General features: G+C 67.2%; 9 protein-coding genes. 6 read left to right on the forward strand and 3 right to left on the reverse strand.

Annotated features, from left to right (window positions below; genetic code table 11):
• Positions 1 to 15: 15 nt before the first annotated feature.
• Positions 16 to 1437: an FGGY-family carbohydrate kinase gene (locus tag NL2_RS04885; protein ID WP_068072383.1), complete on the reverse strand. Its 1422-nt coding sequence runs from the start codon at positions 1435 to 1437 to the stop codon at positions 16 to 18.
• 125 nt (positions 1438 to 1562) lie between these two features.
• Between NL2_RS04885 and NL2_RS04890 the strand changes: the two genes are divergently transcribed.
• From NL2_RS04890 to NL2_RS04915, 6 genes are all read left to right on the forward strand, one after another.
• On the forward strand, positions 1563 to 3695 hold the full coding sequence (locus NL2_RS04890; protein WP_068072386.1) for a bifunctional rhamnulose-1-phosphate aldolase/short-chain dehydrogenase: 2133 nt from the start codon (positions 1563 to 1565) through the stop codon (positions 3693 to 3695).
• Positions 3696 to 3726: 31 nt separating this feature from the next.
• Complete coding sequence (locus NL2_RS04895; RefSeq protein WP_068072389.1) at positions 3727 to 4668, forward strand: alpha/beta hydrolase; 942 nt, start codon at positions 3727 to 3729, stop codon at positions 4666 to 4668.
• Between the two features lie 8 nt (positions 4669 to 4676).
• Complete coding sequence (rhaI, locus tag NL2_RS04900; RefSeq protein WP_068072392.1) at positions 4677 to 5975, forward strand: L-rhamnose catabolism isomerase; 1299 nt, start codon at positions 4677 to 4679, stop codon at positions 5973 to 5975.
• A gap of 47 nt (positions 5976 to 6022) precedes the next feature.
• Complete coding sequence (locus tag NL2_RS04905) at positions 6023 to 6808, forward strand: DeoR/GlpR family DNA-binding transcription regulator (RefSeq protein ID WP_068072395.1); 786 nt, start codon at positions 6023 to 6025, stop codon at positions 6806 to 6808.
• A 165-nt stretch (positions 6809 to 6973) separates the two neighbouring features.
• Positions 6974 to 9115, forward strand: a complete 2142-nt coding sequence (locus NL2_RS04910) for a molybdopterin-containing oxidoreductase family protein (protein WP_068072398.1) — start codon at positions 6974 to 6976, stop codon at positions 9113 to 9115.
• Between the two features lie 143 nt (positions 9116 to 9258).
• Positions 9259 to 9897, forward strand: a complete 639-nt coding sequence (locus NL2_RS04915) for a glutathione S-transferase N-terminal domain-containing protein (RefSeq protein WP_068072401.1) — start codon at positions 9259 to 9261, stop codon at positions 9895 to 9897.
• Between the two features lie 30 nt (positions 9898 to 9927).
• On the opposite strand, the gene hutC is transcribed toward NL2_RS04915, so the two are convergent.
• The gene (gene hutC / locus NL2_RS04920) at positions 9928 to 10623 is read right to left on the reverse strand and encodes a histidine utilization transcriptional repressor HutC (protein WP_068072404.1); all 696 of its coding nucleotides are present in this window, start codon (positions 10621 to 10623) and stop codon (positions 9928 to 9930) included.
• On the reverse strand, positions 10620 to 11975 hold the full coding sequence (locus tag NL2_RS04925) for a formimidoylglutamate deiminase (RefSeq protein ID WP_068072407.1): 1356 nt from the start codon (positions 11973 to 11975) through the stop codon (positions 10620 to 10622). Before NL2_RS04925 ends, hutC begins: the two co-directional genes overlap by 4 nt.
• Positions 11976 to 11988 lie beyond the last annotated feature (13 nt).

The raw sequence follows: 11988 nt of genomic DNA on the forward strand, positions 1-11988 counted from the left end.
CGTTATGTCGGTTGGTCATGCCGCGGGCTCGAGCCGGACGAGTTCGCGGTGCCAGGCGTCGCGATAGCCGGTGACGTCCACCTCGAGCGGCGCGATCCGCTGCAGCGGTTCGGCCGGGCGCAACGCCGGGTTGAGCAGCCGCAACGCGCCGTAGGACACGTCGTTGTGCGCGTTGGAGGCGTAGATCGCGACGTCGGGCCGAAGGCTGGCGAGCGCGCGGACGAACACCTCGGCCTCGGCAAACCGGCCTTCGACCAGCACGCGCCCACTCGCGCCCACCAGCCCGAGCGACACGTCGGCCACCAGTGCCGCGTAAAGGCTGACTGCCGCACGGCGGGCGTATTCGTCGGTCGGCATCGCGATCCAGCGGCCGCGACTGTCGGGGAACGGGCCGAACCCCGGCGCGAAGGTGGGCAGGATCATCGCGCCTGCCGCGACCACCTCCGCGACGGCGGCAAGCAGTGCGGGCTGGTCGGGCTTGATGTCGATCCGGCGCGAATCGAGGCCGGTCAGCACTTCGATCTCGCGCCCGCCCATGAACCGGGCGGATGGGATCATCCGCCCCGCCGCGTCGATGTTGACCAGGCAGTCGCGGTGCGCGGGCAACACGGCAATGTCGGCTTCCGCGCCATCGCCGGGGGTGCGCATGGCGACAAACCAGGTGCCGGTGGACAAGACGGTCGCTTCGTCACCTGCAATTTCGGCAAACCCGCGCGCGGCGAGGAGTGCGGCATTGGAATCGTGCAACCCGCAGTGGATCGCAGTGGTCGCGGGCAAGCCGCTGCACGCCGTCCACTCCGCTGCGATTGGTCCCAGCACGTCGCCCGCACCGCGCAATGGCGGCAACATCCGGTCCCAGCCCATCGCCTGCGCGTAATCGCTCGGCGTGGCGTCGGCGGGGCGCCACACGTCGCTATGGCAGCCCAGGCTGGTCAGCTCGCTCGCCATCACGCCCGACAGCCGCCAGGCCCAGTATTGCGGCCACAGCAGGATTCGCGTGGCGTCATCGAACGCTTGGGGATGCAGCGTCTGCAGCCAGTGGAGTTGCGTGGCCAGGTTCAGCCCATCGGGCAGCAGGGGCGAACCGGTGAACGCGAACGGGTCGCGCATCGCCGCGTGCGCTGATGCCATCGCAGCGGGAATCGGCTGTTCGTAATCGAGCGGGGGCAGCGCCAGCACACCGTCGCGCACGATGCAGGCAGCGGCGCCGTGGCCCACCGGTACGAGGGCGTCGATCCGGTCCAGCCTGGCAAAAGCACTCAGCGTCTCGCCCAGCCACGCCTCGATCCCGTCGACATCCAGCGCGATGTAGGCGCCGGTGTCGATGCGACGGTTGGGCCGGGTTTCGCGCGCCACGACGTCGCCGGCACGCGTCCAGACGGTCAGCTTGGCCAGCGTCTTGCCGACGTCCAGCACCACGATCAGCCCGTCTTCCACGCCCGTTCCCGTCCCGCCCACGTTTTTGAAGTTGATTGTACTTTATTCAAATTGATTGAAACCGCAACAACCAATCGCTATGGAGTCGGCCAGATCATTCCCGAGATCATTCGGAGCAGGTTGCCATGCAAGATACCCTCGCGCCCGCCGCAGCAGCGCGCGCTGCCCTCCCGTTCGCGGTTCCCGCCAGCCGGTGGGACGATGCCGTTGCCGCCACGCTCAATCCGGCGGAGCTGCTGCTGTATCGGTCGAACCTGCTCGGCTCGGACCTCACCGTCACCAACTTCGGCGGCGGCAACACTTCGGCCAAGCTGGCCGGGACCGATCCACTGACCGGCGCGACGACGAACGTGCTGTGGGTCAAGGGCTCGGGCGGCGACATCGGCTCGATGAAGCTCGACGGGTTCGCCACGCTGTATCAGGACAAGCTGCTGGGCCTTGCGGCGCACTATGCCGGGCCCGACGATGACGACAAGATGGTCGGCTTTCTGCCGCACTGCACGTTCAAACTCAACGCGCGCGCGGCCTCGATCGACACGCCGCTCCATGCGCTGCTGCCGTTCGCGCACGTCGATCATGTCCACCCCGATGCGATCATCGCGCTGGCTGCGTCCTCGGGCGGCGAGGCGGCGACGCGCGAGATCTGGGGCGGCAGGATCGGCTGGCTGTCGTGGAAGCGCCCCGGCTACACGCTGGGCGTGATGCTGCGCGATTATGTCGCCGCCCATCCGCAGGTGCGCGGCGTGATGCTGGCGGGCCACGGGATCATCTGCTGGGCCGACGACGCGAAGGCCTGCTACGATCACACGATCGGCCTGATCGCCGACGCGGCGCGCTATCTCAACGCAAAGCTGGCGGGCAAGCCGGCGTTCGGCGGGCAAGTGGTCGCGCCCGACGCAAACCGCGCCGCGATCGTGGCCGACCTGATGCCGCGCTTGCGTGGATTGATGACCGGCCAGATATTGAATTTTGGCCGCAAGCTGGGCCACTGGTCCGACGATGCCGAGGCGCTGGAGTTTACCGGGTCGGCCCACTTCGCGCGGCTCGCCGCCGTGGGCACATCGTGCCCCGACCACTTCCTGCGCACCAAGATCGCGCCGCTCACGCTCGATCCGGCGCGGCTGGGCGATGATGCCTATCTGGCCGAACAGCTCGAAACCTACCGCGCGATGTACGCGGCCTATTACACCCGCTGCAAGCGCGCCAACTCGCCCGCGATGCGCGACAGCAATCCGGTGGTGGTGCTGGTGCCCGGGCTTGGCCGGATGACGTTCGCCACCGACAAGACCACCGCGCGGCTGGCGGGCGAGTTTTATGGCAACGCGATCAACGTGATGCGCGGGGCAGAAGCCATTGGCGAGTATATCGCGCTCGACGAGCAGGAAGCGTTCGACATCGAGTACTGGCTGCTCGAGGAAGCCAAGCTGCAGCGCATGCCCGCACCCAGGCCGATGGTCGGCCGCATCGCGCTGGTCACCGGCGGCGCCGGCGGCATCGGCGCGGCGACGGCGGCGCGGCTGTTGGCCGACGGGGCATGCGTGCTGCTCGCCGATCGTGACGAAGCCGCGCTGGACGCGGTGGGCGACGGTTTCGCCCAGCGGTTCGGCAAGGACGTGATCCGCGTCGCCACTTGCGACGTCACCGACGAAAACGCGGTGCAGGCTGCGTTCGATATGTGCGCGCGCGAATTCGGCGGGCTCGACATCCTTGTCGCCAACGCCGGGATCGCCTCGTCCGCGCCGATCGAGGAGACGACGGTAGCGCTGTGGCGCAAGAACTACGATGTGCTGGCAGAAGGCTACTTCCTCACCGCGCGGTCTGCGTTCCCGCTGATGAAGCGGATGAAGGCGCAGGGCGGCGCGTCGATCGTGTTCATCGGCTCGAAGAACGGCGTGGCGGCGGCGACCAACGCCTCGGCTTATGCCAGCGCCAAGGCGGCGGCCAACCACTTGGCGCGCTGCCTCGCGCTGGAAGGCGCGCCGTCGGGTATCCGCGTCAACACGGTCAACCCCGATGCGGTCATCCGTGGATCGAAGATCTGGGACGGTGACTGGCGCCAGGAACGCGCCGGTGCCCACGGCATCGATGCGGGCCAGGAACTGGAAGAACACTACCGCCAGCGCTCGTTGCTCAAGCGCGACGTGCTGCCCGAAGACATTGCCGAGGCGGTGTTCTTCCTTGCCTCTGATGCGTCGGCCAAGTCTACCGGCAACATGATCAACGTCGATGCGGGGAATGCCCAGGCGTTTACGCGATAAGCTTCAAACAACAAAAACGGGAGAGTTCAGGATGTTGCGCAAGGTTCTGGCCGCTGGTGCGGCGCTCGCGGTGATGACGTCGCCGGTCTCGGCGCAGGCGCCGCAGTATGTCCCGCCGCCGTCCGAACCGATTGCCGCGCCCGCCGATCCTGACGCGATCCCGCTCTACGGCGCGAACACGATGGGCAGCGCCGCCAGCGAAAACTGGGTGCTGTTCATGGGCAGCGACCACGCCGTGCGCAACGTCACCCGCCCGACCCTGACCCCGGTGCTGCCCGACCCCGCCAAGGCAACCGGCGCGGCGGTGATCGTCGCACCCGGGGGCGCGTTCATGATGCTGGCGATGGACCACGAAGGCTGGAACGTCGCCCACGCGCTGGCCGATCGCGGCATCGCCGCGTTCGTGCTCAAGTACCGGCTGCTGCCCACGCCGCGCGGCGAGGCTGAGTCGCAGAAATTCATGCTCGACCGGATGATGCAGGGGCTCAAGGACCCCGCCGCCGCGCCCACGCTGCAGAACGCCGATGCCACCGCCGATGCACTGGCCGCGATCGCGCTCGTCCGCAGCGGCGCGGCGCGCTGGCACATCGATCCGGCCAGGGTCGGCATGATCGGCTTTTCGGCCGGTGCGATGACCACGCTCAACGCCGTGCTCACCGCCAAGCCGGGTGAGGGCCCCGATTTTGCCGGCTACATCTACGGCCCGCAGGCGCACGTCACTGTGCCCGCATCCGCCCCGCCGCTGTTCGATGCGATCGCGCTCGACGATCCGCTGTTCCCCGCGATCGGCTTCCCGATCGTGGCGGACTGGCACGCCGCGAAGAAGCCGGTCGAACTGCATGCCTATCAGGCCGGCAGCCACGGCTTCGGGCTCGGCGTTCCGGGTACGACGACCACGCTGCTCACCGAGGAATTCGTCGCTTGGCTGGCGATGAACAAGGTGATCCCCGCCCCCGCTCCAGCCACGAAGTAATCCGTCCGATGACCGCCACCACGCTGCCGATTTCCGCCGACCTGATCGCCGAAGCCAATGCGCGCGACGCCGCCGCGCTCGATGAGGATTACGCGGCGCTGGGGCGCAAGCTCGAACGTTCGGGCATCGCCATCGACGCAATGCTGGACCGGGTGGCGGCCTTCTCCGTGGCGGTGCCAAGCTGGGGCGCGGGGCGCGGGGGCACGCGCTTCGCCAAGTTCCCCATCGCCGGCGAGCCGACCAATATCCACGAAAAGCTGGAGGATTGCGCGGTCATCAACCAGCTCGGCCGCAACACCCCGCGCGTCAGCCCGCACTTCCCGTGGGACAAAGTCAGCGATTATACCGCCTTGCGCGAGGAAGCCGCCAGCCTCGGGCTCGGCTTCGACGCGATCAACTCCAACACCTTCCAGGATCAGCCCGGGCAGGCGCACAGCTACAGCACCGGGTCGCTGGCCTCCACGGTCGAGGCGACGCGGCGCCAAGCGGTCGAGCACAACATCGAATGCATCGAGATCGGCCGCCAGCTGGGCTCGACCGACCTGACCGTGTGGGTGGGCGACGGCACCAATTTCCCCGGCCAGCAGGACCTTGCGCGCAGCCTCGACCGCTATCTCGATGCTGCGGCAGACGTTTATGCGGCGCTGCCGTCGGACTGGCGGATGTTGCTGGAGCACAAGATGTTCGAGCCGGCGTTCTATTCCACCATCATCTCCGACTGGGGCTCCTCGATCCTCGCCGCGCAGGAACTGGGCCCCAAGGCCAAGTGCCTGGTCGATCTGGGCCACCACGCGCCCAACGTGAACATCGAGCAGATCGTCGCGCGGCTCCACCGCTTCGGCAAGCTGGGCGGGTTCCACTTCAACGACAGCAAGTACGGCGACGACGATCTCGATTCGGGTTCGATCAACCCGCACCAGCTGTTCCTGGTGTTCAACGAACTGGTCGAGGCCGAACTGCACCCAAGGGACGGTTTCGCGCCGAGCTACATGATCGACCAGTCGCACAACGTGACCGATCCGATCGAGTCCATGCTGTCGTCGGCCGAAACGATCGCGGCGTGCTTTGCCAAGGCGCTGCTGGTGGACCGCGAGGCTCTCCACGCCGCGCAGGACGGCAATGACACGATGATGGCGTTCCAGGCGCTGCGCCGCGCCTACAACGTCGATGTCGCGCCGATCCTCGCCAGGGCGCGCGCGCAGGCGGGCGGCGCGATCGATCCGCTGGCAACCTATCGGGCCAGCCAGTGGCGCCCGCGCAAAGCGCAGGAGCGGACAGCAGTGGGGCTGGGAGCAGGCATTGTTTGATCGAATTTGATTGATTTGGCGGTCGGGACCGTCAATGGATCGCGGCCATGCACGCCAATGAACGCGAAAGCGTGATCCTCGATCTGCTGGCGCAGAAGGGCTTCGTCTCGTTCCGCGAACTCGACGCGCGACTGGCCGATTCGCCGGCCACGATCCGCCGCGATCTCGAACGGCTGGCGGGCGAGGGCCGGCTGGCCCGCGTGCGCGGCGGGGCCAAGGCGGTGGTGGCCGCCGCACCCGATGGCGTGTTTCACCCGCATCTGGCGGGTGCCCCGTTCCACGAAAATATCACGCTCAGCCCCAAGGAAAAAGCCGCGATCGGCAAGGCTGCGGCGGCGCTGTGCGTGCCGGGCGAGGGCGTGATGATCGACGGCGGATCGACCACGCTGCAGATGTGCCCGCACCTCGCTGGCCTCAACCTGCAGGTGCTGACCAATTCGCTGCACATCGTCTCGGCGCTGCTGGGCCAGCAGGGCACGCGCGTGCTGGTGCCGTCGGGCACGGTGTTTCCCGAACAGAACATCATCCTGTCGGTGTTCGGCGACGATGGCATGCCGCGCTTCCATGCGCCCAAGCTGTTCATGGGCGCCGCCGCGATCGGACCGCAGGGCCTGATGCAGGCCGACGTCGTGCTGGTCGCGGCCGAACGCCGGCTGATCGAACGCGCCGACGAGATCATCGTGCTGGTCGATGCTACCAAGTTCGCGGTGCCATCGGGCAACGTCGTGTGCGAACTGGCCGACATCGACACGATCATCACCGACGCCCGGATCGGGCGCGATACGGCAGATATGATCGCTGCGGCCGGGGTGCGGCTGATCATCGCGGACTGACGCCGGGCGGTGACCGGGAGGCCCGCAAAGCGATCGTCTCACTAGGCTTGCGATAGGTGCAGGGGCGAGCGAGTGGCCCGACGAGGACCTCCGTGGACAGTATCGCCGCGGTGGGCAGCCACAGGCGACGGCGAACATCCTGACGTGGGGCCAATGGAGGCTGCAATGCGCGAAGTGCGTTCGTTTTGCCGGTTTTGCATGGTGTTTTGCGGCACCCGGGTCACGCTGGACGAAAACGATCACATCGTCGGCGTTCGCGGCGATCACGATGATCCGATGAACCAGGGCTATAGCTGCATCAAGGGGCTGGAAGCGGCGGGTGCCTACTATGCGCCCGATCGGCTGCTCCATCCGCTCAAGCGTCAGCCCGATGGCAGCTTTCACCAGATTCCGTTCGAACAGGCGCTGGATGAAATCGCCGCGAAAATCGCCGAAATCGCCGAACGCGATGGTCCCGAAGCGATCGGCGCCTTTCGCGGCGGCGGGGCGATGCTCAACGCCTCCGCCATGGCGATGGCGCCAAGTCTGCTGTCGGCGCTCGGCTCGCACAAGAATTTCACCACGTTCACCATCGACCAGTCCGCGCACATGATCGCGGCGGGGCGCATCGGCATGTGGGCGGCACCACGGCAGCCGCTGCACGACAGCGATGTCCGCATGATGTTCGGCGCGAACCCGCTGCTGGCGCTGACCTGCACCGATTTCGACATGTCCAATCCGACCAAGGCGATGAAGAAAGCGCGCGCCAACGGGCTCAAGCTGATCGTGATCGATCCGCGCCTCACCGAAACCGCCAAGTTCGCCGACGTGTTTCTGCAGCCGTATCCGGGCGAGGATGCGACGATCGCGGCGGGCATGCTGCACATTATCCTGGCCGAAGGCTGGGAGGATGCGGAATTCTGCGCGGCGCATGTCGCCGATCTCGATGCATTGCGGACGGCAGTGGCCCCGTTCACGCCCGAATACGTGGCGCGCCGCGCCGGGATCGACGCCGGCGACTTGCACCGTGCCACCGCGATGTTCGCGCGGGATTCGCGGCGCGGCGGCGCGCTGGCCGGCACCGGGGTGTGCATGGCCCCCAATTCCAACCTTGCGGATCAATTGATCGAGACGCTGAACGTCGTGTGTGGCCGGTTCCAGCGGGCGGGCGAGCGGGTGGTAAACCCGGGCGTGCTGCGCGCCCGCCAGCCGCGCCGGGCCCAGGTCATGCAGATCGGCCGCTCGTGGGAACAGGGCTTCAAGAGCCGGATCGGAAACTACGGCACGGTCTGGGGCGAGATGATGAGCGGCATCCTCGCCGATGAAATCCTTGTGCCCGGCGAGGGCCGGGTCCGCGGCCTGCTGGTGCACGGATCCAATATCGCCAACATCATGCCCGATCAGAACAAGACGGTCCGCGCCCTGAAATCGCTCGAACTGCTCGTCAACATCGATCCGTTCATGACCGAGACGTCGAAGTTGGCGCACTACATCTTGCCGACGCGGATGGGCTATGAGCGCGCGGACCTGACGATGTACCTGTACGAAAGCCTATATACCCAGCCCTATGCCCGCTACACCGCCCCGGTCGCGGCGCCACCGGCGGGTTCGGACCTGCCCGAGGACTGGCAGATCTATTGGGGTATCGCCCAACGGCTGGGGCTCCAGCTCGAATTCGACGGCGTCGCGCTCGATATGGCCGCTACGCCCGACACCGACACCTTTCTCGCCATCGTGGCGCGCCATGCGCCGGTGCCGTTCGAAACGCTCAAGGCGTTTGAAGTGGGCCACATCTTCGACGACGATCCGCAATATGTCGCGGAAGCCGACCCGGCGTGCACCGATCGCTTCACCGTTGCGACCGATGATGTCGTCGCCGAACTGGCGCAAGTCCATGCCGAGCGGCCCCAGCCGGGGGCATGGGTCAGCAACGGCGAGGACTTCACGCACAAGATGACCTCGCGGCGGCTGCGCGAAGTGCAGAACAGCACCCACCGCAACGTGCCGGCGGTGCGCAAGCGCATGCCCTACAACCGCGCGTACCTGCACCCCGATGAAATTGCAGCGTTGGGGATTTCGGCCGGCGACAAGATCACCATCACTTCGGACGCGGGCAGCATCCCCGCGGTCGTTGCCGCCGAGCCGGACCTGCGGCGCGGGGTCATCTCGATGAGCCACGGCTGGGGCGCGCTGCCCGAAGAAACGGTGTATGAGCGCGACGGCGCCAATACCGGCCTGCTGATCAGCACCGACCGCGATCTCGATCCGATCAACGCCATGCCCCGGATGTCGGCCATCCCGGTCAGGCTTGAGCCTCTCGTGGCTTGAGCAACACCGGCAACAGCCCGAGCGACATGGCCGGTGCCAATGTACCGTCGCGTCAGGGGGTGAGGGCAAAGGGGTTGCACGACCTCACCCACGCGAGCAGGGCATGTCCATTCTGACGCGACGATCGATTGATGGAGTGACGCATGATCACGCTTTACGCATGGCCCACGCCCAACGGGCAGAAGCTGTTCCTCATGCTCGAGGAACTGGGCGAGCCTTACAAGACGCACTTCGTCCATATCGGTCGTGACGAGCAGTTCGATCCCGCGTTCCTGGCGATTTCGCCCAACAACAAGATCCCGGCGATCGTGGACGATGCCGCTGACGGCGGACCGCTCGCGATGTTCGAAAGCGGCGCGATCCTGACCTATCTGGCCGACAAGGCCGGGCGGTTCCTCGCGCCGACCGGTGCCGCGCGCTGGCAGGCGATGCAGTGGCTGCACTGGCAGATCGGCGGACTGGGTCCGATGCTGGGCCAGTTGGGCTTTTACGGGCTGCGATCGGAGGAAAAGGCATCCTTGCCGATCCGCCGCTTCAGCGAGGAGGCGACGCGCCTGATCGGCGTCCTGAATCGCCGGCTCGGCGAAGCGCGTTTCCTGGCGGGGGACGACTATTCTATCGCCGATATCGCGATTTATCCCTGGATGAAGGCCGCCAGCGCCAATTTCGTGCCGCTGATCGGAGAGGCGCTCGCGGCCAGCAGCAACGTCGCGCGCTGGCTGGACGAGGTGGGCGCCCGCCCGGCGGTCATCGCTGCGATGGCCATCAAACCACCGGCCTGACGTTCCCGCCGCCGCCGCGCGCCCCCGCCGTCACCGCCCCTCGGGAGCAAAGGTGGCGACCAGATCGAACCGGTCTCCGCGAAAGGTCTGGCAGACGCAAGTGACCGGTTCGCCGGCGCGCCAGGTCCAGCGCTCGACCAGCAGGCAAGGGGTGTGGCGCGGGATGGCGAGATGGGCGCTGACCTCTGCGCTGGCTCCGATTGCGCTGATCCGGTGGCGTGCCTGGGTCCATGGCACCGACTGGAGCAGCCAGACGCCGGGCGATTGTAACGTAAAGTCCGCATCGCGCGCTTCGGGCACGCCATCAAGGCTGATCAGCCGGTCTTCGAAGGCAAACGGGCCGTCCTGGCCCTGATGGATGCCGGTGACGTGGCGCAGGTGGGTGCCGCTGGCGAAATTCCCGCTGATTCCGTCATCCGTCCAGATGTCCGACGTCAGCAGGTCGAAGCGGTAGCTTCCGGTGCGCTCGGCGATGGCTTTGCCGATGTCGGGAATGTCGAGCACGGCGGACTGGACGTGCGGATAGGCGACGAACGTGCCCGCCTTGCGCCGTCGCTCGATCAGGCCCGCGCGGACCAGCGCAGTCAGCGCCTTGCCCACGGTGGCGCGCGCACAGCCGTAGTGGGTGACGAGTTCGTGCTCGAACGGAATGCGGTGGCCCGGCGACCATTCGCCCGACGCAATCCGCGCCTCGATCTCCAAACGGATGCGTTCCGCGATCGTCATCGCGCCATGATCCGGTCCACCACTTTCAGGTAGCGCGCGGTCACTTGCGCGCCGTCCTTGTGCCGGCCGCCCGCTACCAGCTGTTTCCCGCGCTTCCAGACGGTGTCGATGCAACTGTTGCGCGCGGCGAATATCCACCCGTCGAGCAGCTGATCGCCCGTGCGGCCGTGGAGTGCGGGATGGGCGGCATCCAGCGTCACGAAGTCCGCGGCGTGGCCCACCGCCAGTCCGGGCTCGATCGCCATGGCTTGCGCCCCGCCGGCCAGGGTGTCTGCGAACAGCCGTCGCGCGACGGAGGGATGCGCTTCGCTGGCGAGCACATTGCGCGCCTGATGCGCGAGCCGCTGGCTGTATTCCAGCGCGCGCAATTCCTGTGCGGGGTCGATCAAGATGTTGGAATCGGTGCCGGTGCCGATCCGTCCGCCTGCCGCCAGAAAGCGCGATGCCGGAAAGATGCCGTCGCCCAGATTGGCTTCGGTGATCGGGCACAGCCCGGCCACCGCGCCGCTGGCGGCCAGCGCATCGGTTTCGGCATCGCTCAGGTGGGTCGCGTGGATGAGGCACCAGCGCGCGTCCGGTGCGGCATGGTCGAGCAGCCATTCGACCGGGCGCTGGCCGGACCAGGCCAGGCAGTCCCCAACTTCCTGCTGCTGTTCGGCCGCGTGGATGTGGATCGGGCCTTGCGGGGGCATGTCGATCAGCGCAGCGAGTTCGTCGGGCGTCACCGCACGCAGGCTGTGCGGGGCGATGCCGAGCCGGTCGCCGTCGGCAAGCAGCGGGCGGCATGCTTCCAGCATCCGCGAGAAGCTGTCGAGATCGTGGATGAAGCGGCGCTGGCTGTGGTTGGGCGCCTGTCCGCCGAAATTGCTGTGCGCGTAGAACACCGGCAGCAAGGTCAGGCCGATGCCGGTCGTCCGGGCGGCGGCGGCGATCCGCGCAGCCATTTCGGCAGGATCGCGGTAAGGCCGCCCGTCGGCATCGTTGTGCAGATAGTGGAACTCGCCGACGTGGGTGTAGCCCGTTTCCAGCATCTCGGCGTAGGCCATGGCCGCGATGGCTTCCATATCGTCCGGGGCCAGCCGGTCGAGAAAGCGGTACATGACCTCGCGCCAGCTCCAGAAATTGTCGTCGCTGGTGCCGCCGCGATGTTCGGCCAGGCCCGCCATGCCGCGCTGAAAGGCGTGGCTGTGGACATTGGCAAGACCGGGCAGGGTGATCCGGTGCAACTCGTCACCGGGTGCGGCGGCGGTGTCCGTGTCCACCGATGCGATGCGCCCGTCCACCACCGTGAACCGCACATCTTGCGCCCAGCCTCCGGGCAACAGGGCAGTCGCAGACCAGAAGGCAGGCATGGAGACACTCCGG

Source organism: Novosphingobium lentum NBRC 107847 (assembly GCF_001590965.1).
GTDB classification, from domain to species: Bacteria; Pseudomonadota; Alphaproteobacteria; order Sphingomonadales; family Sphingomonadaceae; genus Novosphingobium; species Novosphingobium lentum.